Raw genomic sequence first — 24,632 nt, 5'->3', positions numbered from 1 at the left:
TCTGCGCCCGTCGCGGTTGGCCGGTCAGTCGGTGTGGGCGCCCTGGGTGACCGCGTGCAAGAGGAGGTACACCGCCAGGTCGGCCAGGGCCGCGGCGGTCCGCTCGACCGGGGCGGTGGGCAGGACGATGTGGCTGATCACCAGCCGGACGACCGAGTCCGTGGCGAAGGCGACCGCGGCCCGGTCGGCGCCCGGCAGCACCGTGTCGGCCCACTCCAGCAGCGCGTCGGTGGCCTCGGTCAGCACCAGGTCCGAGCGGGTGGTGAGGTAGGGCAGCAGGTCGTCGGAGCCGCCCCGGGAGCTGGTCAGTACGGCCTTGATCAGCGGGTCGCCGGCCGCCTCGGTGAGGGTGTGCGAGATGGTCGCGTGGGCGGCGGCCCGGACGTCGTCGCCGTGCGCGCGCAGGAGGGTGCGTACGGCGCCGACGAACCGGTCGACCTCCCGCCGGGCGAGCGCCTCGGCGAGCCCCGCCTTGCTGCCGAACTCGTTGTAGACCGTCTGCCGGCTGACCCCCGCCGCGCGCGCGACGGCACCCATCCGGACACCGTCCCAGCCGGTCGCGACGGTCAGCGCACGGGCGGCCTCGACGATGCTGTCCCTGGACCGGTTGCCCTCTTTCACCCTCCCATGGTGGCCCACGTCGCCGGCCCGCCGCACCCCGCCGTCCGGGGCGATGACGACGACGCCGCGCCCGAGCGCGCCCCCCGGGCGGCCGGCGCATAGGATGTGCGGTCATGGCACGCGTGCTCACTCCCCGTGCGGAGGACTTTCCCCGCTGGTACCAGGACCTGATCGCCAAGGCGAAGCTGGCCGACAACGGCCCGGTCCGGGGGACCATGGTCATCCGACCGGCCGGCTACGCCATCTGGGAGCGGATGCAGGCCGAGATGGACGCCCGGATCAAGGCGGCGGGCGCGGAGAACGCCTACTTCCCGCTCTTCATCCCGGAGAGCTACCTCAAGCGGGAGGCGGAGCACGTCGAGGGCTTCTCGCCGGAGCTCGCGGTGGTCACCCACGGCGGCGGCAAGCAGCTCGCCGAGCCCGTGGTGGTGCGCCCCACCAGCGAGACCGTCATCGGCGAGTTCATGGCCAAGTGGATCGACTCCTACCGCGACCTGCCGCTGCTGCTCAACCAGTGGGCCAACGTGGTCCGCTGGGAGCTGCGCCCCCGGATCTTCCTGCGCACCAGCGAGTTCCTCTGGCAGGAGGGGCACACCGCGCACGCCACCCGCGAGGACGCCCGCGCCTACGCCCGCAGGATCCTGCACGAGGCGTACGAGGACCTGATGGTCAACGTGCTCGGCATCCCGGTGGTCGTCGGCCTGAAGACGGCCCGCGAGCGCTTCGCCGGGGCCACCGCCACCTACACCTGCGAGGGCATGATGGGTGACGGCAAGGCCCTCCAGCTCGGCACCAGCCACGAGCTGGGGCAGAACTTCGCCAAGGCGTTCGACATCAGCTACTCGTCGGCCGAGGGCGGCCGCGAGCACGCCTGGACGACCTCTTGGGGCACCTCGACCCGGATGCTCGGCGGCCTGATCATGTGCCACGGCGACGACAACGGACTGCGGGTGCCGCCGAAGCTGGCGCCGGTGCAGGCGTACGTCATGGTGGTCAAGGACGGCGAGGGTGTCGGCGAGGCGGCGGCCAAGCTGCGCGACGCGCTGCGCGACGCCGGCGTCCGGGTCGCGCTCGACGACCGCACCGACACCCCGTTCGGCCGCCGGGCCGTCGACGCCGAGCTGCGCGGCTATCCGGTACGCGTCGAGGTCGGCCCCCGCGACCTGGCCGCCGGCAACGCGGTCGTGGTCCGGCGCACGGACGGCTCGAAGTCCCCGACGCCGGTGGCCGACGTGGTCGGCGCCGTGCTGGCCGCCCTCGACGCCGACCAGCAGGCGCTGCACGACCAGGCGCTGGCCCACCGGCAGTCCCGCACCGTCGAGGTGTCGACGCTGGCCGAGGCGATCGAGGCGGCGGCCACCGGCTGGGCGCGGGTGCCGTGGTCGGCGGTCGGCGTCCAGGGCGAGGCGGAGGCGAACGGCCAGGGTGTCACCGTGCGCTGCCTGCTCCGCGCCGACGGCTCGGTGCCCGACTCCGAGGACGAGCCCGACCTCGTCGCGATCCTGGCGCGCGCCTACTGACCCACCCGTACGCCGCACGGCCGGTCCCGCCTCGCGGGGCCGGCCGGCCGCGTTCGGCGCACCCGGCGGGTCGTCGGGCCGGGAGCGGACCGGGCGCCGGTAGGGTCGGGGCGTGAGGTTCGAACCGGGGCGGCTGATCGTCCACCGCAACGTGCGCCGGGGCCGCATCGGCTGGGTCCGCGCCGCCCGCGTGGTCAGCGACGACGACCGGGGCCTGCTGCTCTGGGTGGCCCGCGACTCGCCCGTGGCGGCCGAGGTCACCGCGGCCGGGCTGGGCATGCGGGCGGTGCCGTTCGCCGAGTGGGTCTCCTCGTCCTACCGCCTGGCCCACAGCCGGTGGCACGGCCCGTCCGTGCTGAAGTTCCTGCCCACCGGGGCGGCCCACTCGGTCTGGTGGTTCCGCGACGCGCACGACCGCTTCGCCGCCTGGTACGTCAACCTGGAGGAGCCCGGGGTGCGCTGGGACGACGGCGCGCTCGCCGGGGTCGACATGGTGGACCAGGACCTCGACGTGGTCGTCCGGCCGGACCGCGGCTGGGAGTGGAAGGACGAGGACGAGTTCGTCGAGCGGCTCGCCTTCCCCGAGCACTACTGGGTCGCCGACCCCGACGCCGTCCGGGCCGAGGGCAAGCGCGTGATCGCGTTGGCCGAGGCGGGGGAGTTCCCCTTCGACGGCACCTGGTGCGACTTCACCCCGCCGCCGGAGTGGACCACCCCCGACGAACTTCCACCGGGCTGGGACCGCCCCCCGGTGCGCTGACCCGGCGGGTGTGTTTCCCGTCACTTCCGCGGCTGCGCGGGTGACCCAGGGTGGTCCGGTGTGAGAGATCCGGTCCCGATCTGGCAGAATGGCTGGCTGGTATCCGGCGCGTGTCCGGCGCCCTCTAACCCGGGCACGTCGCCAGTCCACCGAGCAGTCTCCGGCCCAACCCCACTGTGCCGGTCGGCGCTCACCCGTGCACCGCCCTCGTCGGGCTGGTGAGATCGCAACAGGAGCGAAACAACTGTGGCCGTAAAGATCCGGCTCCTGCGGATGGGCAAGATCCGCAACCCGCAGTACCGCATCGTCGTCGCCGACTCGCGCACCAAGCGCGACGGCCGGGCGATCGAGTTCGTCGGGGTCTACCAGCCGAAGGAAGACCCTTCGGTGATCGAGGTCAAGTCGGAGCGGGTCCAGTACTGGCTGTCCGTCGGCGCCCAGCCGAGCGAGGCGGTGCAGCGGCTGCTGGAGCTGACCGGTGACTGGCAGAAGTTCAAGGGCCTGCCGGCCCCGCCGCCGCTGAAGGTCGCCCCGGAGCGGGTCGACCGCACCGCGGCGTACGAGGCCGAGGCGAAGGCCGCCGCCGGGCTGGCCGAGACCCCGGCCAAGCCGGCCAAGAAGGCCGCCAAGGCCGAGGCTCCGGCCGCCGAGGAGGCGCCGAAGACCGAGGAGCAGGCCGGTGCGGACTCCGGCGAGCAGGCCTGACATGGCACTGCGTCCGGCGTTGGAGCACCTGGTCAAGGGCATCGTCGACCATCCCGATGACGTGCGCGTCCGGCTGGTCGACTCCCGTCGGGGCAAGCGGCTGGAAGTCCGCGTGCACCCGGAGGACCTCGGCACGGTGATCGGGCGGTCCGGCCGGACCGCCAAGGCGCTGCGCCAGGTGATCGGCTCCATCGGCGGGCGCGGCGTGCGCGTCGACATCGTCGACTCGTACTGATGCTGCTCATCGTCGGCAGGATCGGCAAGCCGCACGGCATCCGCGGTGAGGTCACCGTGGAGGTGCGGACCGACGAGCCCGAAGCGCGCTTCGCCCCCGGCATGGTGCTGCGCACCGAGCCGGGGGCGGCGCCGCCGGCTGTGCCCAGCAATCGCGTGCTGCGCGCCGAGCCGGGGTCGGCGCCGCCGCAGCCCGCGTCCGAGCACGGCGAGCCCTTCCGGGTTCCCGCCGAGCTGACCGTGGAGGCCGCCCGCTGGCACCAGGGGCGGCTGCTGGTCGCCTTCGAGGGCGTCCTGGACCGGGACGTCGCCGAGGCGCTGCGCGGCACCCTGCTCGCGGTCGACAGCGCCGACGTCGCCCCGCCGGAGGACCCGGAGGAGTTCAACGACCACCAGCTCGTCGGGCTGGCCGTGGTCACCCCGGACGGCGAGCGGCTGGGCGAGGTGGCCCGGATCGACCACGCCCCCGCCTCCGACCTGCTGGTGCTGCGCCGCCCCGAGGGCCGCACCGCCCTCATCCCGTTCGTCAAGGCGATCGTCCCCGAGGTTGACCTCGCCGGCGGTCGCGTCGTCGTCGACCCGCCGGCCGGTCTGCTCGACCTGTAGAGCCGCTGGAGCACCCCCGCATGCGCGTCGACATCGTGTCGATCTTCCCGGAGTACTTCGCCCCGCTGGACCTGTCGCTGATCGGCAAGGCGCGGGCGAACGGCACGCTGCGGCTGGCCGTACACGACCTGCGGACCTGGACCCACGACGTGCACCGCACGGTCGACGACACGCCGTACGGCGGCGGGCCCGGCATGGTGATGCGGCCGGAGCCGTGGGGCGAGGCGCTCGACGCCCTCGCCCCGGCGGAGGTGACCCCGCCCCGGCTGGTGGTGCCCGCGCCGACCGGCGCCCCCTTCACCCAGGCGATGGCGCACGAGCTGGCCGCCGAGCCGCACCTGCTCTTCGCCTGCGGCCGGTACGAGGGCATCGACCAGCGGGTCCTCGACCACGCCGCCACCCGGATGCCGGTGACCGAGGTCTCCCTCGGCGACTACGTCCTCTTCGGCGGGGAGGTCGCCGTCCTGGTGATCCTGGAGGCGGTCACCCGGCTGCTGCCCGGGGTGCTCGGCAACGCGGGCTCGCTGGACGAGGAGTCGCACGCCCACGGGCTGCTGGAGGCCCCCATGTACACGAAGCCGGCGACCTGGCGCGGGCTGGAGGTGCCGGAGGTGCTCCGCTCCGGCGACCACGGGCGGATCGCGCGCTGGCGGCGGGACGAGGCGCTGACCCGCACCGCCCGGCGCCGCCCGGACATGTTCGCCGCGCTCGACCCGGAGCGCCTGGACAAACGGGACGTCGCCGCGCTGGACCGGGCCGGATTTCAGGTGCCGCCGGGGGATGTGGCAAAGTAGGGGGGTTGCCGCAACCGGCCGCGCCGCGGCCGGCTGCGAGGATCCTCGACCGCGATCGGGTCACCGACCGCACCCGGGGATCAGAATCACCCATCCGCGCACCGATTGACGGTGCGCCGTGAGCCTCACGAGGACGCAGCGATGAACATCCTGGACGCCCTTGACGCCCAGTCGAAGCGGACCGACCTCCCCGACTTCCGTGCCGGTGACACCGTCAAGGTGCACGCCCGGGTCGTCGAGGGCAACCGGTCCCGTGTCCAGATCTTCCAGGGCGTCGTCATCCGCCGCCAGGGTGACGGTCTGCGCGAGACCTTCTCGGTCCGCAAGATCAGCTTCGGTGTCGGCGTCGAGCGCACCTACCCGATCAACAGCCCGGCCATCGACCGGATCGAGGTCGTGACCCGCGGTGACGTCCGTCGCGCCAAGCTCTACTACCTGCGCGAGCTGCGGGGCAAGAAGGCCAAGATCAAGGAGAAGCGCGAGAAGCAGCCGAGCTGACCTCACGCTCGCCACGCCGCCCGAGCTGCGCGTGTGTCGTACCGGCCGGACCGCACTACCCTGGTCGTACGGGCGCAGCCGGGCGACGTCCCGCCAGCACGGCGGGGAGACGTCCACTACCGCCCGGGGGGCCTCGACGAGGCTCCCGGGCGGTAGTTGTCTTATCTGCTGACCGGAGAGTTGCGTGGTGCAGACGCTGGACGAGGACGGCACCGTCGACCCCTGGCGCCGCCGAGCGCGGCGGCCCCGCCGGCAGATGCCGCTCTGGCAGGAGCTGCCGCTGCTGCTGGTCGTCGCGTTCTGCCTCGCGGTGCTGATCCGCACCTTCCTGCTCCAGGCGTTCTTCATCCCCTCCGGCTCGATGGAGGACACCCTCCTCGTCGGCGACCGGGTCCTGGTCAACAAGGTCGTCTACGACGTACGCGACCCGGTGCGGGGCGAGGTGGTCGTCTTCCGGGGCACCGACCGGTGGGCCCCGCAGGTCGACGAGCAGCCGGAGCCCGGCTTCGTGGGCAAGCTCAGCCGGACGGTCGGCGACCTGGTCGGCGTCAGCCGCCCCGGCGAGAAGGACTTCATCAAGCGGGTCATCGCGCTGCCCGGCGACCGGGTGAAGTGCTGCGACGCGCAGGGGCGGGTGCTGGTCAACGGCACGCCGCTCGACGAGTCGTCGTACGTGATCAGGGACTCGCCGCTCGACGTCCCGCCCAACCCCCGCGAGTGCCGGTCCCGGCGCTTCGAGGAGGTCGTGGTCCCGCCCGGCCAGATCTTCGTGATGGGCGACCACCGGCTGGTCTCCCAGGACGCCCGCTGCCAGGGGCCGGTGCCGATCGACAACGTGGTGGGCCGGGCCTTCACCGTGGTCTGGCCGTCGTCGCGGTGGAGCGCGCTGTCGGTGCCGGCCACCTTCGACGACGTCGCCGATCCGCCCGCCGCCTCCACCGGGGCCCCACCCCCGATCCGGCCCACGCCGGGCGGCGGCGTGGTGCTCCTCGTCCCGGTCGCGGCCGCGCTCGCCGTTCTCGCGCGTTCCGGACGGTGGCGTCCAGCCGGGCAACGTAGGCTCCTTCCGTGATTGACGAGCAGACCGACAAGCCGCGCAGTTCCTTCTGGAAGGAGCTGCCCATCCTCCTGGGCGTGGCGATCCTGGTCGCGGTGCTGGTGCGGGCCTTCGTGCTGCAGACCTTCTTCATCCCCTCCCCGTCGATGGAGAACACGCTCCAGATCGACGATCGGGTGCTGGTCAACAAGCTGGTCTACGACTTCCGGTCGCCGCACCGGGGCGAGGTCATCGTCTTCAAGGCGCCCCTGGAGTGGAGCAGCAACCCCGACGGCGAGGACTTCATCAAGCGGGTCATCGGCGTCGGCGGCGACCACGTGGTCTGCTGCGACCCGCAGGAGCGGCTGGTGATCAACGGCAAGTCCTTGGACGAGCCGTACATCTTCCCCGGTGACAAGGCCGGCGAGGAGTTCGACATCACCGTCCCGGAGGGGCGGCTCTGGGTGATGGGCGACCACCGCGAGGCGTCGGGCGACTCGTTGCAGCACTGGCAGCAGTCCGGACAGGACATCACCGCGGCCACGATCCCCGAGGACGAGGTCGTCGGGCGGGCCTTCACCGTCTTCTGGCCGGTCGACCGGGCCACCTGGCTGAGCGTCCCCAAACAGTTCGAGGGCATCCCCGAGCCGTAGGGGTCGCCGGGCGTGGGCGTTGTCGGCGGCGTCTGGCAGGCTGGTGCGGTGACCGACTACACCCCTCGGCGCGCGGCGCGCGTCCTGCTCGTCGACGCGGCGGGTCGGGTGCTGCTGTTCAGCGGCTCCGACCCGGCCCGTCCCGAGCACGGCCGCTGGTGGTTCACCCCCGGTGGCGGGCTGGACCCGGGCGAGACGTACGCCGAGGGCGCCGCGCGGGAACTGGCCGAGGAGACCGGGCTGCGGCTGCCGGTCGCGGCATTCGGCGCGCCGGTGCACCGCGACCTGACCGAGTTCCCGTTCGACGGCGTCTGGTACCGGCAGGAGCAGGAGTTCTTCCTGGTGCGGGTGACGGATCACGAGGTCGACACCGCCGGCTTCAGCGAGGTCGAGCGGGCCAGCGTCGCCGCGCACCGGTGGTGGCCGCTGGACGAGCTGGCGACCACCGACGAGCGCTACTACCCGCCGGACCTGCCGGCGGTGCTGACCCGGGCGCTGGCCGAGGCGCCGACGGCCGACGGAGGTGTGCCGTGCTGACGCCGCCGCGCACGGTGGTGCGCCGCGAGGGCGGGCTCTACGCGCTGGAGCGCGCGTTGCAGCGCCGCGGTTTCCGGCACGTCGCCGGCGCCGACGAGGCGGGGCGGGGCGCGTGTGCCGGGCCGCTGGTCGCCGCCGCCGCGATCCTGCCCGAGGGGCGGCGGGGCGAGATCGACGGGCTGGCCGACTCGAAGCTGCTCACCCCGGCCAGCCGGGAGCGGGTCTACGACGAGGTCGTCGCCCGCGCCCTGGCGTACTCGGTGGTGGTCATCCCGGCGGAGGAGGTCGACGAGCGGGGCCTGCACGTGTGCAACCTGGCCGCGATGCGCCGCGCCCTGGCCTCGCTCGCCACCCGGCCCGAGTACGTGCTGACCGACGGCTTCGGGGTGGACGGCCTCGACGTGCCGGGGCTGGCGGTGTGGAAGGGTGACCGGGTGGCCGCCTGCGTGGCGGCGGCGAGCGTGCTCGCCAAGGTCACCCGGGACCGGATCATGGTCGAGCTGGACGGAACGTTCCCCGGCTACGGGTTCGCCGAGCACAAGGGTTACATCACGCCGGAGCACAGCGCGGCGCTGCGCGAGCGCGGGCCGTGCCGGGAGCACCGGTTCTCGTACGTCAACGTGGCGACGGTGTCCGGCCGGGACGGCGCCCCGCCCCGGGCCCGCCGCCCGGTGGGCGCAAGCCTGGACGAGCCGATGGAGCGCTCTTGCGCGCCAGGGGGTACCGTCGGCGTGGCGTTGGGCGAGCAGCCTCGGCCTCCGGCGTCGGTGGGGGAAGATGTGGTCATGGAAGGCGGAGTGCGATGAGCGCGGAAGATCTCGAGAAGTACGAGACCGAGATGGAGCTGCAGCTCTACCGGGAGTACCGCGACATTGTCCGCCAGTTCTCCTACGTGGTGGAGACCGAGCGCCGGTTCTACCTGGCCAACCAGGTGGACCTGCACGTGCGCAACTCCGACGGCGAGGTCTACTTCGAGGTGGAGATGCACGACGCCTGGGTGTGGGACATGTACCGTCCCGCCCGGTTCGTGAAGAACGTCCGGGTGATGACCTTCAAGGACGTCAACGTCGAGGAGTTGGAGAAGCCGGACATCTCCCTCCCCGCCGACTCCGGCTTCGGCGGCTGACCCGCCGCCCAGGTTCCGCCCGGTGGCCCGACCACCGGGCGCACGGCCCCCTGTCGGCGCCCCCACCCGCCACGTGGCCCTCGTTTCGTCCCGTTTCCGGGCCCTGATCGGGCGCCCGGCGTCGTCCCCGCCGGCAGGCCGGGTCGATCGGCTCCCTCGCGGCGCGCGCCGAACGTAGCCCGCGTCGCGGGGCCGGTGTCACCCGGGCAACGCCACGACCTCGACCCGCTGGACGAGGTTGTCGGCGAAGCCGCCCCGGCTCCAGGGCTGCTCGACCGGCTGGCTCCGGCCGGAGGCGTCGGTGGCGCGGGCGCCCAGCACGTGCCACCCCGGCCGCGCCGCCCACTCGCGCCGCCAGCGGCGCCAGGCGAGCTCGCCACCCACCTGTTCGTCCAGGATGGCCGGTGCCCGGGTCGCCCCGCCGTCGGTGGTCACCTCGACCGGGACGACCGGGGCGTGGCCCGACCCGGCCCGACCGTCCAACGTGCACGGCCCGGGACGCGGCAGGGCGCGGGACACGAGGTCGGGGAGGCCCGGCGGCGGGATCAGCGCCCGCGGCTCGATCCGGGGCACCGGCACATTGGGCCCCGCCGGCCCCGGTCGCCGCCTCGCCGGTTCCGACCGCCGCCCGCGGTGTTGGGGGAGGCGGCGGGACGGGCCTCAGTCGACGAACTCGAACATCGTCACCCCGGCCGGCAGCGGGCGGGGCTCGCCGAGGAACCGGTGCACCCCCACGCCCACGCCGTCCGCCGGGCTGCTCACCGAAACCGCCGCGAAGCCCTCCTCGGCGAACCACTCGCAGATGGTCGGCACCAGATCGGGGCTCTGCCGGTGCCGGGTCCAGAACACCCTGCCGCCGGTCGCGCAGAGCGCCGCGCAGTGCCGCACCGTGGCGCGGATGTCCGCCTCGCTGATGTTGCCGAACACCCCGCAGACCAGCACCAGGTCGGCCGGGGCGAGATCCGCGTACGCGTCGGTGCGCGCGGCGTCGCCGACCACCACCTCCACCGACGACAGGCCCGCCGCGCGGGCGGCCGACCGGGCCACCTCCGCGTTGCGGGGATCCAGCTCCACCAACCGGGCCGTCACCTCGGTGCGGCGGGGGTGGGTCGCCAGCACGGGGATCAGGTCGCGTCCCTGCCCGGCGCACAGGCTGACCGCCCGCAGCGGGCCGGGCGGGGCCGCGTCGAGCGCCTCACCGATCCGCCGCCGCACCTCGGCGAGCCGGCGGGACAGCGCCGACCCCGCGTCCTCGTAGTCGTCGTGCCAGGCGTACCAGTCCCGCGTCACCGGCCCAGCCTAGGCGTCATCACGCCGCCGGGATGCCCTGCGCGGTCGGTGCCAGCGACGAGCGGCGGGGCCCGGCACATAGCAGATCGGGTCGTGTTCCGGCGGCTGTCCACAGGAGGCTCCGCCGTCCACAGGGGCGGGTGCCGGGGCGGCGGGGCGGGCCGGTCGCCGGGCAGGCTGCGACCCATGCGACCAGTCACCCGTACCGCCATCGCCGCGCTCTGCGCCGCCCCGCTGTCCCTCGGGCCGGCCGCCGTGCCCGCCGCCGTGCCCGCCCCGGTGCCGGTCGGGGCGCCCGTCACCGACGTCGTGGGCGTGTCCGGAGCGTCGGCGACCGGGGAGCTGCCGCCGGCGGCCCCGACGTTCGCGGCCCCGGCGCCCGGGGCGGCGCGGTTCCGGTGGCCGCTCGACGGCGTGCCCCGGCCCGTGCGTCGGTTCGACCCGCCGCCGCAGCCGTGGCTGCCCGGCCACCGGGGCGTCGACCTGGCCGCCGCGCCGGGGGCCACCGTGCGGTCGGCCGGCGTCGGCGCGGTGCTCTTCGCCGGCATGGTCGCCGGCCGTCCGGTCGTCACCGTCGGACATGTCGGCGGCCTGCGGACCACCTACGAGCCGGTGTCGCCCGCGGTCCGCCCCGGCGAGCGGCTCGCCGCCGGGGCGCCACTGGGCGGCCTGGTCGCCGGCCACCCCGGCTGTCCCGTCCCGGCCTGCCTGCACTGGGGGCTGCGGCGCGGCACCGACTACCTCGACCCACTGGCGCTGCTCGGCCTCGGCGCGGTGCGGCTGCTGCCGCTCGACGGCGCCGGTGTCGGTGGCCGGCCCGGTGCGGTGGCCGGACTGACGCCCAATCCCGGTTGGGCGTCGGTGGCCGGGCTGGCGCCCGGTCCCGGTTGGGCGTCGGTGGCCGGGCTGGCGCCCGGTCCCGGTTGGGCGTCGGTGGCCGGTCCGGTGCCGGCAACCGGGGTGGCACTCAGCGTTGGGCGAGCAGCGGGGGGAGCCGCACCGAGAGCCGCTCGTACTCGTCGGCGGTGTTGTAGACCTGGGCGCAGAGCCGCAGCCAGCCGCGCCCGTTCCAGGTCATGACCGCCACCTCCGTGGCGAGCCGCTCGGCGATCCGTTCCCGCAGCGCCTGCGCCGCGTCGAAGGTGGTGCCCAGGCCGGCCGGCAGCGGGATGATCCGCATGGCGACCCCGGGCCCGCCGGGGTCCGGCAGGTCGGCGGGGGCCACCCCCAGCGCGTCCCCGACCACCCGCTGGCCGTACGCCGCCAGCGCGGCGTTGTGCTCGCGTACCCGGTCGACGCCGAGGCTGCGCAGCGTGAACAGGCCCACCGGCGCGGCCAGCCAGCCCGTGTAGTCCTGCGTCGCCGCCCACTCGACCCGGCCGGGGAAGCCTGCCTCCTGCTCCCACGAGACGACCAGCGGCTCGATGCGCTCCCGCCACGGCGGCGCGACCACCAGCGCGGCGGTGCCGCGCGGCGCGTACGCCCACTTGTGCAGGTTGCCCACCCAGAAGTCCGCGCCGATGCTCCCGACCGGGGTCGGCAGCATCCCCGGAGCGTGCGCGGCGTCGACCAGGACCGGTATCCCGTGCTCCCGGGCCACCCCGACGACGGCGGCGACCGGGAGGAGCCGGGCCGTGGCCGAGGTGAGCTGGTCCACCACGAGCAACCGGGTCCGGCCGGGGCGCAGCCCCGCGCGGACGATCTCGACGACCTCCTCGTCGGTGGCGGCCAGCGGCACGTGCAACGCCCGGGTGACCGCCCCCGTGCGGCGGCACTCACGGGCGATGGAGAGGCCGACCGCGCCGTAGCCGTGGTCGGTGGTGAGCACCTCGTCGCCGGGGCGCAGGCCGAGCGACTGGAGCACCACCGCCACGCCGGTGGTGGCGTTCGGCACCAGGGCGGTGCCGTCCGGGTCGGCGCCCAGGAAACCGGCCAGGTGGCGGCGGGTGTGGGTGATCCGGTTGACCAGACCCTGCGTGAAGAAGCGCAGCGGGTTGGCCTCCATCTCGTCGCGCAGCCGCTGCTGTGCCCGCTGCGCCGCGATCGGCACCGCGCCGAAAGAGCCGTGGTTGAGGTGGCTGACCGCCGGGTCGAGGGAGAAGAGCAGGCGGGCTGCCGCGATCGGTTCGGGCGGCTGCGGGACGCTCACCCGATGATCGTAGCGGCCGGTGGATCTCCGGGCGCCGTTCCTGCCGGGTGTCCGTGCCGGTCGACCGCCCTCGATCCCGCAGAATCGCGGGTCATGGACGCCCCCGTCGAACTGCGCTGGCCGACCACCGCCGACCGGCAGCTCCGCGCCGACGTGCACCGGGTGCTGCACGCGGTGGCCGAGCGCGGTGGAGCGATCGGGTACCCGGTCCCGCCCGGCCGCGCCGAGACCGACGCCTGGCTGGACGCCGTGCTGAGCCTGGTCGAAGCCGGCGACGCCGCGTTGGTCCTGGCCGTGCTCGACTCCCGGGTCGTGGGCACCGGGTTGTGGCGGCGCGGCCCGAAGCCGATCTTCGCCCACTACGCCGACCTGGAGAAGATCACGGCGCATCCGACCGCCCGTGGCCGAGGGATCGGCCGGCTCGTCACCGGCGCGCTGATCGACGACGCCCGCAAGGCCGGCATCGAGACCCTCGCGCTGGGCGTACGCGGCAACAACCACGGCGCGATCGAGCTCTACGAGCGGCTCGGCTTCCGCGAGTGGGGTCGGCTGCCGAACGTCATCGAGGTGGGCGACGAACGCTACGACGACGTCCGGATGTTCCTGGACCTGGGCCGGCCACCGCACGTCGTGCTCCGCGGCTCGGCCCCGGACGGCCCGGGCTCGTCGCCACGCCGGTCCTGAGAGCCCGGCCGTCCCTGCCGCGGCCGGGCCGCTGCTCCGGTTTTCGACCATGGCCGGGTCGTTGCTCCGGTTTCTCGACCGTGGCAGGGTCCGCCGCTCCGGGCGGGCGCTGTGGCCCCGGCCCGCCGCTCCGGGCGGGCGCCGTGACGGGCTGCCCGGGCGGGCGGGGTCCGAGGAACGATCTGACCGGACCCGACCGGGTCAGGCCCGGGGGTGGGCCTGGCGATAGGCGGCGCGGAGCCGCTCCACCGAGACGTGGGTGTAGATCTGCGTGCTCGCGAGGGACGAGTGCCCCAGCAACTCCTGCACCGCCCGCAGGTCGGCGCCGCCCTCGAGCAGGTGGGTCGCCGCCGAGTGCCGCAGCCCGTGCGGGCTGACCGGGGGCAGGCCGGCGGCCTCGGCGTACCCGCCCACGATCCGCCGGGCCGTCGTCGGATTGAGCCGCCCGCCGCGGGCGCCGAGCAACAGCGCATCACGGGAGCGCGGCCCGGCCAGCGTGGGTCGGCCGTGCCGCAGCCACTCGTCGAGCGCCCGCTGCGCCGGCACCCCGTACGGAACCGCCCGCTCCCGGCCGCCCTTGCCGAACACCCGCACGACCCGTCGCGCGTGGTCGACGTCGGCCACGTCGAGGCCGCACGCCTCGCTGATCCGTACGCCCGTGCCGTAGAGAAGTTCCAGCAGCGCCCGGTCCCGCAGCAGCACCGCCTCGGCCGCTTCGTCCGCCATGCCGGCCCCGTCGGCTTCGTCCGCAGTGCCGGCCGCCGCGTTCCGATCCACCGCGTCGACGGCCGCCGGTTCGAGGGCGTCGACCGGGCCTGCGGGCGGTGCACCACCGCCGGCGTTCGGCGCCGCCGGCGTGTCGGGGCTGGACCGTCCGGGAGCCTCGACCAGCGCGGCCGCCTGGTCGGCACGGAGCACGCTCGGCAGGTCCCGGTGCGCGCGAGGGCTGGCCAGCGCGCCCGCCACGTCGGTGGGGAGCAGTCCGCCGCGGTGCGCCCAGGCGCTGAACGCCCGTGCCGAGGCCGCCCGGCGGGCGAGCGACGTCCGCGCGGCACCCGTCGTCCGCTGCTTCGCCAGCCAACTGCGCAGCATGGTGAGGTCCAGCTCCGCCAGCTCGGCGCAGCCCATCCGCCGCGCGTGGTCCAGCAGCGACACCACGTCGCCGACGTACGCCCGGACGGTGTGCGCGGACCGGTTGCGCACCCCGGCCAGGTGCCCGGCGAAGTCGTCCACCGCCTCCCGCATCGCCGCCGGGAGCGCCTCGTGCATCGCCCGCGTGCCGGTCGACTCCCGGCTCACCGCGGGGCCCCCGAGGCCAGCCGCCGGCCTGGTGCGCGACGCGGTCGTCCAGGCGCGATCCCCACGGGGGCCGGCGATGGCGGGTCCTCGGCTGGCACAGGCCCAGCCTACGGTCGACGGGCTGCCCCGGCACGGCGCCGGCGCCGGGGCGTGAACTCGGCCGGCACGCGTCGGGAGCCGGCCGACGCCGACGAGACCGCCCGGAGGCGGTGCCGACGCCGGACAAGCTGTCACCGGTCGCCCGCCCGTCAAGCCGGACGAGCCGGGCGTGGGCACCGTCCGGCCGGCCCGGGCCTGCGCCCGACCTTGCGCCGCCGGCCGGCCCGGGCCTGCGCCCGCCTTGCGCCAACGGCCGGCCCGGATCTCCGCCCGGCGCGGCGGCGCGCGCCCGCGGGTCAACCGGGATGGGCGGCAGCTCTTCGCTCCGCGGCCTCCCGGCCCTGGGTGATGGATTACGGCGGTCGATGCGCGCAGACTTGCCGTACCAACGGGTGTGAGTCCAGGCCGTGGTCGCCGCGCGACGGACCGGGCTCGACGGAGGGGGGCCGGACATGGGGGTGGACGTCGTCCTCTACCGGGTGGTCGGGGTGGGCCCCGGCCGGCGTCGCCTCGTGCCGGCCGAGGTGCTGCCCGATCCCGACGACGTGCTGCTCGATCTCGTCCAGCGGGTCCGTGGCGGCGGGCGCACCCCGCTGCTGGACCGGGTGGACCCGGTCGGTGAGCTGGTGCTCCCCGCCGACCAGGCCCCGCAGCTCCTCGCCGAGCTGCGCTGCCTCGCCGAGGTGGCCCGGACGGCGCCCGAGGTGACGCATGTTCGCCGGCTGGACCTCCTGGCGCGGCACTGCCGGCAGGACCGCGAGATGGAGATCCGCTTCGAGGGAGACTGACCGGGCCGTGCCTCAACGTCGGCCCTCCTCGCCGGCGTGGGTCGGCTGCTCGTGGCCGTGTCGGCCCCGGCCGGTCCGACCCGTGCCACCCGGCGGCGCGAGGGCATACCCGCCCTCGCGCCGGACCACCAGGGCCAGCTCCTCCAGCATGGACAGTTTCCGCAGAGCCGTGCGGACGGCGACGCCGGCGCGGGCGGCGAGGACGTCCACCCCCACCGCGCCCCGGCGGGGCAGCACCTCGACGATCGACCTGGCATCGTCGTCGAGCAGGTCGACCGGCCGCTGCGGACCGCGCGGCACCGGCGCCAGCTCGCCGATCCGCCCGACCTCCTCCAGCACGTGCGCGACCCCGGTGACCAGCCGGGCCTTCGGGTACTCGCGCAGCAACTCGTGCGCGCCCACCGACATCGCCGACGTGACCGGGCCCGGCACCACCATGCCGGGCTTCGCCAGGGCGAGTGCGCGGTGCGTGGTCTGGGTCGCGCCGCTGCGCGCCGCCGCCTCGACCAGGACGGTGCCGAGGGTGCCCGCCGCGATCACCCGGTTGCGGACGAGGAACCGGGGACGGAGCGGCTCGGCCCCCGGCATCCACTCGCTGACCAGCAGCCCGGTGTCGGCGATCCGGTCGAACAGCGCCGCGTTGCCCATCGGGTAGGGACGGTCCACGCCGCAGGCGAGCACGGCGACGGTGACGCCGCCGGCGTTCAACGCGCCGCGGTGGGCCGCCGCGTCGATGCCGAAGGCGCCCCCGGAGACGACGGTCCAGTCCCGGTCGGCGAGCCCGTAGCCGAGTTCGGTGGCGACGTGTGTGCCGTACCCGCTGGCGGCCCGGGCGCCGACGACCGCGACCGAGCGGTCGAATGCCTCCGCCAGCGGCCACGAGCCGCGCACCCAGAAGCAGAGCGGGGGCGCGGTCTCGGTGTCCACCCGGCGGTACGCGCCGGGCAGTCGCAGCTCGCGCAACTGGTCGACCCGGGCGGGCCACTCGTCGTCGCCGGGGACGACGATGCGGGCCCCGAGCCGGTCCGCGCGGGCCAGCGCCTCGGCCGCGACCGCCCGCGCGTCTCCGGCGGCGGTACGCGCCGCCACCGTGGCCCGCAGCGTCTCGTCCGGCGCGCCCCCGTCGAGCAGCAGGTCGAGCGTCCCCACCGGGCCGAGCCGGTCGACCAGCCGGTGTACCGACCGGGTGCCGGGCTCGGCGAGCCAGGTCAGCGCCACCCGGGCCAGCGTCTCCTCGTCCGTGCTCACGTGCCGTCCCCCGTTCTCAGTTGAATGGCCTCGCGGACGTCGTCCCGGTCGGGCCGGTCCCGACCGTCGAGGTCCGCGATCGTCCAGGCCAGGCGGATGACGCGGTCGAAGCCCCGGGCGGAGAGCGACCCGGAGTCCAGTCGCGCGCGTAGCTCGGCCGTGTCCGGCCCGGGCAGCCGCCAGGGCGGTCGACGCAGGTGCGGGCCGGGTATCTCGGCGTTGAGCCGGCGGCCGAGGACCGCCCAGCGCGCGGCCGCGGCCTCCCGGGCGGCCGCCACCCGCCGGGCGACGGTGGCGGACGACTCGCTGTCCACGGTGGCCTCCATCAGCTCCGCCGCCCGCACGGGCGGCAGCTTCACCTGCACGTCGATTCGGTCCAGCAGCGGGCCGGAGAGCCGACTGAGATAGCGCCGGCGGGCCTGCGGCGGGCACTCGCAGTACGCGTCCCCGGCCGGCTTGGCGCAGGGGCACGGGTTGGCTGCCAGCACCAGTTGGGTGCGGGCCGGGTATTCGGCGCCGCCACGGCTGCGGGCCAGCCGCACCCGGCCGCTCTCCAGCGGCTGGCGCAGCGCCTCCAGGGCGCCCCGGCTGAACTCGGGCGCCTCGTCGAGGAAGAGCACCCCCCGGTGGGCGAGCGAGACCGCGCCGGGGCGGGCCAGCCCCGAGCCGCCGCCGACCAGCGACGGCACCGTCGCCGTGTGATGCGGCGCCTGGAACGGCGGGCGGCGCAGCAGCCGGCCGCCCGGCGGGAGCAGCCCGGCGATCGAGTGCAGGGCGGTGACCTCCAGCGCGGCCTCGTCGTCGAGCTCGGGCAGGATGGACGGGAGGCGCTCGGCGAGCATGGTCTTGCCGGCCCCCGGCGGCCCGAGCAGCGCCAGGTGGTGCCCGCCCGCCGCGGCCACCTCCAACGCCCGCCGGCCCAGCCCCTGCCCGGCGACCTCGGCCAGGTCCGGCCCGTCGCCCGCCGGGGCGGGGCCGCCCGCCTCCGGCTCGATCAGGGGCGTGCCGTCGCGGACGAAGCTGACCAACCGGTGCAGCGTGTCCACCGCCCGGACCCGGATTCCGGGGACGACCGCCGCCTCGGCGGCGTTGCCGGCCGGGACGATCACCCGTTCGACGCCGGCCCGGGCGGCCGCGGCGACCATCGGCAGCACGCCGCGCACCGGCCGGACCGTGCCGTCGAGGCCCAGCTCGCCGAGGACCACCACGCGGTCCAGCGGCAGCAGCGGCAGCTCACCCGAGCCGCCCAGCAGGGCCGCCGCGATCGCCAGGTCGAACGCCGAGCCGAACTTCGGCAGGTCGGCCGGCAGCAGGTTGAGCGTGATCCGGCGGTTGGGCCACCGCTGGCCGGAGTTGACCACCGCCGCGCGGACCCGGTCCCGGGCCTCGTGCAGGGCCGTGTCCGGCAGCCCCGAGATGACCACGGCCGGCAGGCCGGCCGCCAGGTCGGCCTCGACCTCCACCAGGTGCCCGGTCACACCGACCAGGCCCACGCAGAGCACCTTGGCGTAGCTCACGCCGCCACCCGCCCCAGGCCGGCGCCGCTCGGGCTGGCTCCGCCCGTCCCGGTGACCCGCTCGCCGCGCCCGCTCGCGCCGGCCTCCCGTGTCCGGCCGGCGCCAGGTGGCCCGGTTACGCCGGTCCGCCCGCCGCGCCCGCTCCCGCCGGTCTCCCGTCTCCGGGTGCAGGGGTGTGGCCGGCGCGCGTCGCGCCCGCAGACCCGTCCGCCGTGCCCGCCCATCTCAGAACGCGCCCTTGAGGTGCTCGACCCGGGCGGCGCCGGCGCCGGTGAGGCGTACGGAGATCACGTCGAAGCGCACCTCGTCGGCGGTGGTGCCGGTGTCGGCCAGCCACCGGGCGGCGAGCCCGCGCAGCCGGCGGGCCTTGGCCGGTACGACGGCCTCGGCCGGTGCGCCGAACTCGTCCGTGCGGCGGGTCTTCACCTCGCAGAAGGCGAGCACCGGCCCGTCCCAGGCGATGATGTCGATCTCCCCCGCCGGGCAGCGCCAGTTCCGGGCGACGGGACGCAGCCCCGCCCCGATCAGGTGCCGGACGGCGCACCGCTCGCCGTACGCGCCGACCGCCTGGTTTCGCTTCGTCATGTCCGGCACCGTGCCCGGCCGCAACGGGGTCCGCCGCCCCGCGCCGCCGGCCTGTGGACGGGCAACCGGGTTGTGGACGAGCGGACGATCATGCCTGCGGTGTGCTATGTGGACCGCCGGCGGACCAGGGCCGGCGACCCGCGCACCTCCCGGAGGCTGCGCGCCGACGGCCGACGCCTGGTGGAGCGATCCGGCGTACGCCTCGGGCCCTCGCCCGAATGAGCTGCGCGCGCAGCTCCCCGCGGAGCTGGACCGGCTCGCGGCTCGCCGGCCCCGACCGTCCATCCGCGCTGGCCGGCTGCTCGGCCGGGGCGGGTGGCCGTGGGGCGAATGGCGTCCCTGGAGCCCGTCGCATACGGTGCCGGACGTGGACGGACGACGGAGCTTTGCCGAAGATCAGGAGTCGGGTTGGTATCCGGCTGACCGCGACCGTGACTACGCGGAGCGGGACTGGCGCGGTGCGGCCGAGACCCGGTACCGGGACGACGACCCGAGCGCCCCGGAGCAGCGCCGCGCCGCCGAGGAGGGCCGCTACGGCGAGCCCGCGGCCGGCCGGCGCGGTGAGCCGGGACGCTTCGGCGCGACGACCGAGCCCGACTCCGGCCGCTTCGCCGCCCTCGACGCCGACCGGGGCCGCTTCGGCGGCCCCGAGGACTCGGGTCGGTTCGCGGCGGTCGAGCCGACATCCGGGCGATTCGCGGCGGTCGAGCCGACATCCGGGCGGTTCGCGGCGGTCGAGCCGACGTCCGGGCGGTTCGGTGGCGCTGAGGGCGAGTCGGGGCGGTTCGCCGCGGTGCCGCCGGTCGGCGGCGAACCGTCGGAGACCGGGGGATACCGGGCAAGCCGCCTGCGGCGCGCCGAAGCGGACCCGGAGGTCTCCGGCGAGCTGCCCGCCGACCGCCCGGGGCGGCGCGCGGCGCGGGAGGCGAGGGAGTCCCGGGACGCGGTGTCGACGTCGTCGGCCGACGCGCTGGCCGGGGCGGGCCCCGTCGAGCGGGCCACCGAGCCGACCCGCCCGGCCCCGCTCGCCGGCTATCCCATCGTCGAGCCGCAGCGGGCGGCCGAGGCCGCGCGGCCGGTGGAGATGCCGGTCGTCGCGCCCGACCGGGTGGCCGGGGCGCCGAATCCGCTGGAGATGCCCACCGGGCCGATGCCGCCGATCGGCCCCCGTAATGACCTTCCGCCGGGAGAGGTGCCGGTCTATCCGCCGGTGGTCGGCCCGCACCCGACCCCGCCGGCCGGCGACGGGGTCTACCGCACCCGCCGGCCCGCGCTGGCCGCGCTCTTCACCGTGCTGGTCGCGGTGTTCGAGGTTCCCGCGCTGCGGGTGCTGCTCGACGGCGTGACCGGCGATCCGGTCTCGGCCGCCCACGTCGTGGTGGGCACCTTCCTGGTCTGCGGTCTGCCGATCTTCGCGATCGGCCTGTACGGGCTGCGCACGGGCGGGTTGTCGCTGGCGGAGGGGAGTCGGGGCTGGCTGCGGCCGCCGACGGCGTACCTGACCGTGGGCCTGGTGCTCTTCGTCGCCGCCGCCCTCGCGGTCGGCTGACGCCGGCCGGGCCGGCCTGGCCGCCGCCGCGGCCCTCGCGACCGGGCTCGCCCTCGCGGTCACCGCACCCGGAGCGGCCCCGGCGGACCCGCCGCCCGCGCGCCCTGGTCGCGGTCCCGGGCCCGGGCGGACCCGGCGCGCGGTGCCGGCGGCCGGCAGCGGGGCGGACCGGTTGGCGGATTGCGGCGCGGGGTTCCGCCACATGCCGGAAATGGGCGTTCCGACCCGTTCCCCCCACCCCAGGCGTCGGCGGCGGGGAAGGGGCGTACACTGGTCGACTGGCGACCGCCTCGTGCGGTCGACCTCGCGCGCCCTCTCCACGAGTCGTCGTGGGGCGACGGCCTCCCTGGTCCCGATCTTGGTCGGGCCCGTCATGGTCGGCGACCGGGCGCCAGGACGCCCGGCCGCCGGCCGGGCGCGACAACCAGGGATCGCAAGGAGTACCCCACCATGGCCGTCGTGACCATGCGTCAGCTGCTGGAGAGCGGTGTCCACTTCGGGCACCAGACCCGGCGCTGGAACCCGAAGATGAAGCGCTTCATCTTCACCGAGCGCAACGGTATCTACATCATCGACCTGCGCCAGACCCTCGACTACATCGAGAAGGCCTACGAGTTCGTGCGCGGGACCGTCGCCGAGGGTGGCAGCATCCTCTTCGTCGGCACCAAGAAGCAGGCCCAGGAGGCCATCGCCGAGCAGGCGACCCGGGTCGGCCAGCCGTACGTCAACCACCGCTGGCTCGGCGGCATGCTGACCAACTTCCAGACGGTGTACAAGCGGCTGCAGCGGATGAAGGAGCTGGAGGCCCTGGGTGACCTGAGCGGCACGGCCGCCGGGTACACCAAGAAGGAGACCCTGCAGCTCTCCCGCGAGAAGATCAAGCTGACCCGCACCCTCGGCGGTCTGCGGGACATGCAGAAGCTCCCGGCCGCGATCTGGGTGGTCGACACCAAGAAGGAGCACATCGCCGTCGACGAGGCCCGCAAGCTGGGCATCCCGGTGATCGCGGTGCTCGACACCAACTGCGACCCGGACGAGGTCGACTTCCCGATCCCGGGCAACGACGACGCGATCCGCTCGGCGGAGCTGCTGACCAAGGTCGTGGCCGCGGCCGTCGCCGACGGTCTGATCGCCCGCTCCGGCCGTCGTCGGGGCACCGACGAGAAGCCGGAGCCGGGGGTGGCCTCCGACGAGCCGCTGGCCGAGTGGGAGCGCGAGCTGCTCGAGGAGCCGAAGAAGGCCGACGAGCAGCAGGCACAGCCGGCCGAGCAGCCGGCGCAGCCGGCCGAGCAGCCGGCGGCCGTCGCCGCGGAGTGACCGCGCCGCCGCTTCCCCGCCGTCCGTTTTCCGGATGGCGGGGAAGCGGCAGGTACGCCGGGCACGTCGCGCCCGGATCCGGGTAACCGGCACCAGGACCAACCCACCCGCAGTCTCAACACCGAAGAGAGAGCCATGTCCAACTTCACCGCCGCGGACGTCAAGAAGCTCCGCGACCTCACCGGCGCCGGCATGATGGACTGCAAGAAGGCGCTGACCGAGGCCGAGGGCGACTTCGACAAGGCCGTCGAGATCCTGCGCGTCAAGGGCGCCAAGGACGTCGGCAAGCGGGCCGGCCGTACGGCCGCCAACGGTCTGATCGCCCACTCCGGCCAGGCGCTGCTCGAGCTCAACTGCGAGACCGACTTCGTCGCCAAGACCGACGCCTTCATCGAGCTGGCCCAGCGGCTGGTCGAGCACGGCGAGCGCAGCGGCGTCGGCACCGCCGAGGAGCTGCTCGCCACCGAGCTGGACGGCAAGACGGTCGCCGACCTGATCCAGGAGCAGTCCGCCAAGATCGGCGAGAAGCTGGTCCTCAACCGGTTCGCCAAGCTCGACGGCACCACCGCCGTCTACCTGCACCGCAAGAGCCAGGACCTGCCCCCGGCGGTCGGCGTGCTGGTGCAGTACGCCGGCAAGACCGACGAGGCCGGCGACGCCGACGCGCGCGCCGTCGCCATGCAGATCGCCGCGATGCGGCCGAAGTACCTCACCCGTGACGAGGTGCCGGCCGACGTCGTCGAGTCCGAGCGGCGCATCGCCGAGCAGACCGCCCGCGAGGAGAACAAGCCCGAGGCGGCGCTGCCGAAGATCGTCGAGGGTCGGGTGAACGCCTTCTTCAAGGACTACGTCCTCGTCGAGCAGGCGTCGGTCGCCGACAACAAGAAGACGGTGAAGCAGATGCTGGCCGAGGCCGGCATCGAGGTCACCCGCTTCGTCCGGTTCGAGGTCGGCCAGGCCTGAGCCGCCCCCGGGGCGCGCTGAGCGCCCGCGGGCAGGAAACGTCGACGAGGAGGCCGCCGGTGTACGTGACAGGCACCGCGGCCTCCTCGTCACATAGGGTCGGCTACGGCAGTTTCGCGGTACGCGGCGTACGGGACGTGCGCATGGGGAAGGGCGGGCGGATGACGCAGGTTGTGAGTGACCGGAGTCTGGCGGCGGACGATCCGACGGCGCCGCCCCCCGGCCGGGCCCGGCGGGTGGTGCTGAAGCTCTCCGGCGAGGTGTTCGGCGGGGGCGCGATCGGGGTGGACCCGGACGTCGTGCAGGCCATCGCGCGGCAGATCGCCACCGTGGTGCGCCGCGGGGTGCAGGTCTCGGTGGTGGTCGGCGGCGGGAACTTCTTCCGGGGCGCGGAGCTGCAGAAGCGCGGCATGGACCGGGCCCGTGCCGACTACATGGGCATGCTCGGCACCGTGATGAACTGCCTCGCGTTGCAGGACTTCCTGGAGAAGGAGGGCATCGAGACGCGCGTGCAGAGCGCGATCACGATGGCCCAGGTCGCCGAGCCCTACATCCCGCTGCGCGCGATCCGGCATCTGGAGAAGGGCCGCGTGGTGATCTTCGGCGCGGGCGCCGGCATGCCGTACTTCTCCACCGACACGGTGGCCGCCCAGCGCGCCCTGGAGATCCGCGCCGACGTGGTGCTGATGAGCAAGAACGGCGTGGACGGCGTCTACACCGCCGATCCGCGGGTCGACCCGACCGCCAGCAAGTTCGACTCGATCACCTTCTCCGAGGTGCTGCGCCGCAACCTGCGGGTCGCGGACGCCGCCGCGTTCAGCCTGTGCATGGAGAACGGCCTGCCGATGCTGGTCTTCGGCGCGCAGGGCGACGACACCATCATCCGGGCCGTGGGTGGCGACAAGATCGGCACCCTGATCACCGCCTGAGCGGTCGCCTGACCCGCCCTCAGCGGTTCCTCCGACACGACAAGCCCACGACGAGCACAGAAGGAGGCGAGGAGACCAGTGATCGACGACACCCTCCTCGAGGCCGAGGAGAAGATGGAGCGTGCCATCGAGCACGCCAAGGAGGAGTTCGGCGCGATCCGCACCGGTCGCGCCAACGCCGCCATGTTCTCCAAGATCATCATTGACTACTACGGCAGCCCCACGCCGCTGCCCCAGATGGCGTCCATCGGCGTTCCCGAGCCGCGCATGGTGATCATCAAGCCGTACGACAACTCGCAGATCAACGCCATGGAGAAGGCGATCCGCGACTCCGACCTCGGCGCGAACCCGAACAACGAGGGCAACCAGCTGCGCATCCTGCTCCCGCAGATGACCGAGGAGCGCCGCCGCGACATGATCAAGGTCGCCCGGCACAAGGGCGAGGAGGCCAAGGTGGCCATCCGCAACATCCGCCGCAAGGGCAAGGAGGAGCTCGACCGCCTCGTCAAGGACGGCGAGGTCGGCGAGGACGAGGGCCGGCGCGCGGAGAAGGAGCTCGACGACCTGACCCAGCGCTTCGTCGCCGCCGTCGACGAGCTGGTGAAGCACAAGGAGAACGAGCTCCTCGAGGTCTGAGGCCGTACGCCGGCCACCACCGGCGACGACGACACCGTGGCACCGGCGCCGCCGCCCGCATCCGGGTGGCGGGGTCCGGTGCCACCGTCGTTGCGCCAGCCCTGCGGGAGCGGCGGCGGGACACGGTCCGGCGTGGGGGAGCGGTGGGTGCAGTAGGCTCGGCACGATTCCCGGCACCCTGCGGTGAATGGTGGGAATCGGCCGGCCGTCGGGCGGGTCAACCGGACGGAACAGTCGCGCGGGTAGGGGAATGGTTGTGGTTGTGCGTCATGTGGTGGATCTCGCGCCGGGCCCCCTCGGTGCGTGATGTCCCACCTCGACCCCTACGGCAGCACCGAGCCCCGCGGCTGGGACCGCCCCGACCGTCCCGCCACCGCCCTGCCCTGGCCCGAGCCCGAGATCGAGCCCGGCTCCTGGCACCGCCGACCCGGCGCCGCCCCTGACATGTACGCCGAGCCGCACCCCCCCCCCCGCCCCCCGGTGGTCATC

26 protein-coding genes and 3 pseudogenes are annotated in these 24,632 nt (G+C 74.9%); 21 read left to right on the top strand and 8 right to left on the bottom strand.

All coding sequences use genetic code 11. The features are described 5' to 3' along the window. Positions 1–24: 24 nt before the first annotated feature. Positions 25–621 carry a TetR family transcriptional regulator gene (locus ACSNOB_RS04240; protein WP_436685253.1) on the bottom strand — a complete coding sequence of 199 codons (597 nt, stop codon included), beginning with the start codon at positions 619–621 and terminating at the stop codon, positions 25–27. A gap of 113 nt (positions 622–734) precedes the next feature. Here ACSNOB_RS04240 and proS point away from each other — a divergent pair, with 113 nt between their 5' ends. The 12 genes and pseudogenes from proS to ACSNOB_RS04180 all read left to right on the top strand — a co-directional run bounded on the left by proS (position 735) and on the right by ACSNOB_RS04180 (position 9,090). Then, positions 735–2,141: a proline--tRNA ligase gene (gene proS / locus ACSNOB_RS04235; protein WP_436685252.1), complete on the top strand. Its 1,407-nt coding sequence runs from the start codon at positions 735–737 to the stop codon at positions 2,139–2,141. A 112-nt stretch (positions 2,142–2,253) separates the two neighbouring features. Next, positions 2,254–2,901 (top strand): DUF402 domain-containing protein, encoded by a 648-nt coding sequence (locus ACSNOB_RS04230; RefSeq protein WP_393104991.1) that lies wholly within the window; start codon positions 2,254–2,256, stop codon positions 2,899–2,901. 246 nt (positions 2,902–3,147) lie between these two features. Further along, entirely contained in the window at positions 3,148–3,606 is a 459-nt protein-coding gene (rpsP, locus tag ACSNOB_RS04225; RefSeq protein ID WP_436685251.1) for a 30S ribosomal protein S16, read from the top strand. Then, on the top strand, positions 3,581–3,841 hold the full coding sequence (locus ACSNOB_RS04220; RefSeq protein WP_350680397.1) for an RNA-binding protein: 261 nt from the start codon (positions 3,581–3,583) through the stop codon (positions 3,839–3,841). The genes rpsP and ACSNOB_RS04220 overlap by 26 nt, the downstream gene beginning before the upstream one ends. A gap of 2 nt (positions 3,842–3,843) precedes the next feature. After that, positions 3,844–4,446 carry a ribosome maturation factor RimM gene (rimM, locus tag ACSNOB_RS04215; RefSeq protein ID WP_436685311.1) on the top strand — a complete coding sequence of 201 codons (603 nt, stop codon included), beginning with the start codon at positions 3,844–3,846 and terminating at the stop codon, positions 4,444–4,446. 20 nt (positions 4,447–4,466) lie between these two features. Next, positions 4,467–5,240: a tRNA (guanosine(37)-N1)-methyltransferase TrmD gene (gene trmD / locus ACSNOB_RS04210; RefSeq protein ID WP_436685250.1), complete on the top strand. Its 774-nt coding sequence runs from the start codon at positions 4,467–4,469 to the stop codon at positions 5,238–5,240. A 141-nt stretch (positions 5,241–5,381) separates the two neighbouring features. Next, entirely contained in the window at positions 5,382–5,738 is a 357-nt protein-coding gene (gene rplS, locus ACSNOB_RS04205; RefSeq protein ID WP_089001547.1) for a 50S ribosomal protein L19, read from the top strand. A gap of 184 nt (positions 5,739–5,922) precedes the next feature. After that, positions 5,923–6,797 (top strand): annotated as a pseudogene (lepB, locus tag ACSNOB_RS04200) (signal peptidase I). Between the two features lie 9 nt (positions 6,798–6,806). Next, positions 6,807–7,427, top strand: a complete 621-nt coding sequence (lepB, locus tag ACSNOB_RS04195) for a signal peptidase I (protein WP_436685249.1) — start codon at positions 6,807–6,809, stop codon at positions 7,425–7,427. A gap of 48 nt (positions 7,428–7,475) precedes the next feature. Beyond that, complete coding sequence (locus ACSNOB_RS04190; protein WP_436685248.1) at positions 7,476–7,964, top strand: NUDIX hydrolase; 489 nt, start codon at positions 7,476–7,478, stop codon at positions 7,962–7,964. Beyond that, complete coding sequence (locus ACSNOB_RS04185; RefSeq protein ID WP_393104980.1) at positions 7,958–8,770, top strand: ribonuclease HII; 813 nt, start codon at positions 7,958–7,960, stop codon at positions 8,768–8,770. Before ACSNOB_RS04190 ends, ACSNOB_RS04185 begins: the two co-directional genes overlap by 7 nt. Further along, a complete protein-coding gene (locus ACSNOB_RS04180) occupies positions 8,767–9,090 on the top strand; it encodes a DUF2469 domain-containing protein (RefSeq protein ID WP_007075222.1) in 324 nt (107 codons plus the stop codon). Before ACSNOB_RS04185 ends, ACSNOB_RS04180 begins: the two co-directional genes overlap by 4 nt. A 198-nt stretch (positions 9,091–9,288) precedes the next feature. Here ACSNOB_RS04180 and ACSNOB_RS04175 read toward each other — a convergent pair whose 3' ends face one another. Beyond that, positions 9,289–9,663: a hypothetical protein gene (locus ACSNOB_RS04175; protein WP_436685247.1), complete on the bottom strand. Its 375-nt coding sequence runs from the start codon at positions 9,661–9,663 to the stop codon at positions 9,289–9,291. Between the two features lie 87 nt (positions 9,664–9,750). Further along, complete coding sequence (locus ACSNOB_RS04170; protein WP_436685246.1) at positions 9,751–10,380, bottom strand: class I SAM-dependent methyltransferase; 630 nt, start codon at positions 10,378–10,380, stop codon at positions 9,751–9,753. 186 nt (positions 10,381–10,566) lie between these two features. On the opposite strand from ACSNOB_RS04170, the pseudogene ACSNOB_RS04165 reads away from it, so the two are divergent. Next, positions 10,567–11,181 (top strand): annotated as a pseudogene (locus ACSNOB_RS04165) (murein hydrolase activator EnvC family protein); the annotation flags it as partial. 166 nt (positions 11,182–11,347) lie between these two features. Here ACSNOB_RS04165 and ACSNOB_RS04160 read toward each other — a convergent pair. Then, positions 11,348–12,529: an aminotransferase class V-fold PLP-dependent enzyme gene (locus ACSNOB_RS04160; protein WP_436685245.1), complete on the bottom strand. Its 1,182-nt coding sequence runs from the start codon at positions 12,527–12,529 to the stop codon at positions 11,348–11,350. A 93-nt stretch (positions 12,530–12,622) separates the two neighbouring features. Between ACSNOB_RS04160 and ACSNOB_RS04155 the strand changes: the two genes are divergently transcribed. After that, positions 12,623–13,213, top strand: coding sequence for an N-acetyltransferase family protein (locus tag ACSNOB_RS04155; RefSeq protein WP_436685244.1), 591 nt, complete (start codon positions 12,623–12,625; stop codon positions 13,211–13,213). Positions 13,214–13,414: 201 nt separating this feature from the next. Here ACSNOB_RS04155 and ACSNOB_RS04150 read toward each other — a convergent pair whose 3' ends face one another. Beyond that, positions 13,415–14,482 (bottom strand): tyrosine recombinase XerC, encoded by a 1,068-nt coding sequence (locus ACSNOB_RS04150; RefSeq protein ID WP_436685310.1) that lies wholly within the window; start codon positions 14,480–14,482, stop codon positions 13,415–13,417. Between the two features lie 581 nt (positions 14,483–15,063). Here ACSNOB_RS04150 and ACSNOB_RS04145 point away from each other — a divergent pair. Further along, on the top strand, positions 15,064–15,399 hold the full coding sequence (locus ACSNOB_RS04145) for a hypothetical protein (protein ID WP_436685243.1): 336 nt from the start codon (positions 15,064–15,066) through the stop codon (positions 15,397–15,399). Positions 15,400–15,411: 12 nt separating this feature from the next. On the opposite strand, the gene ACSNOB_RS04140 is transcribed toward ACSNOB_RS04145, so the two are convergent. The 3 genes from ACSNOB_RS04140 to ACSNOB_RS04130 all read right to left on the bottom strand — a co-directional run bounded on the left by ACSNOB_RS04140 (position 15,412) and on the right by ACSNOB_RS04130 (position 18,749). Next, complete coding sequence (locus ACSNOB_RS04140) at positions 15,412–16,647, bottom strand: DNA-processing protein DprA (RefSeq protein WP_436685242.1); 1,236 nt, start codon at positions 16,645–16,647, stop codon at positions 15,412–15,414. After that, entirely contained in the window at positions 16,644–18,164 is a 1,521-nt protein-coding gene (locus tag ACSNOB_RS04135; RefSeq protein WP_436685241.1) for a YifB family Mg chelatase-like AAA ATPase, read from the bottom strand. The genes ACSNOB_RS04140 and ACSNOB_RS04135 overlap by 4 nt, the downstream gene beginning before the upstream one ends. A 225-nt stretch (positions 18,165–18,389) precedes the next feature. After that, positions 18,390–18,749, bottom strand: coding sequence for a YraN family protein (locus ACSNOB_RS04130; protein ID WP_393104965.1), 360 nt, complete (start codon positions 18,747–18,749; stop codon positions 18,390–18,392). Positions 18,750–19,116: 367 nt separating this feature from the next. On the opposite strand from ACSNOB_RS04130, the gene ACSNOB_RS04125 reads away from it, so the two are divergent. From ACSNOB_RS04125 to ACSNOB_RS04100, 6 genes and pseudogenes are all read left to right on the top strand, one after another. Beyond that, on the top strand, positions 19,117–20,298 hold the full coding sequence (locus ACSNOB_RS04125) for a hypothetical protein (protein WP_436685240.1): 1,182 nt from the start codon (positions 19,117–19,119) through the stop codon (positions 20,296–20,298). A gap of 450 nt (positions 20,299–20,748) precedes the next feature. Next, positions 20,749–21,615, top strand: coding sequence for a 30S ribosomal protein S2 (gene rpsB / locus ACSNOB_RS04120; protein ID WP_393104963.1), 867 nt, complete (start codon positions 20,749–20,751; stop codon positions 21,613–21,615). A gap of 135 nt (positions 21,616–21,750) precedes the next feature. After that, entirely contained in the window at positions 21,751–22,578 is an 828-nt protein-coding gene (gene tsf, locus ACSNOB_RS04115) for a translation elongation factor Ts (RefSeq protein ID WP_393104961.1), read from the top strand. Between the two features lie 161 nt (positions 22,579–22,739). Next, entirely contained in the window at positions 22,740–23,507 is a 768-nt protein-coding gene (gene pyrH / locus ACSNOB_RS04110) for a UMP kinase (RefSeq protein ID WP_091096741.1), read from the top strand. A gap of 78 nt (positions 23,508–23,585) precedes the next feature. Further along, positions 23,586–24,143 carry a ribosome recycling factor gene (frr, locus tag ACSNOB_RS04105; RefSeq protein WP_393104959.1) on the top strand — a complete coding sequence of 186 codons (558 nt, stop codon included), beginning with the start codon at positions 23,586–23,588 and terminating at the stop codon, positions 24,141–24,143. A gap of 306 nt (positions 24,144–24,449) precedes the next feature. After that, positions 24,450–24,632: pseudogene (locus ACSNOB_RS04100) on the top strand (hypothetical protein); the annotation flags it as partial.

Source organism: Micromonospora sp. URMC 106, assembly GCF_051386395.1.
Classification (GTDB): domain Bacteria; phylum Actinomycetota; class Actinomycetes; order Mycobacteriales; family Micromonosporaceae; genus Micromonospora.
The sequence above is the reverse complement of the archived record's forward strand: the minus strand, read 5'-3'. Positions and strand labels throughout refer to the sequence as shown.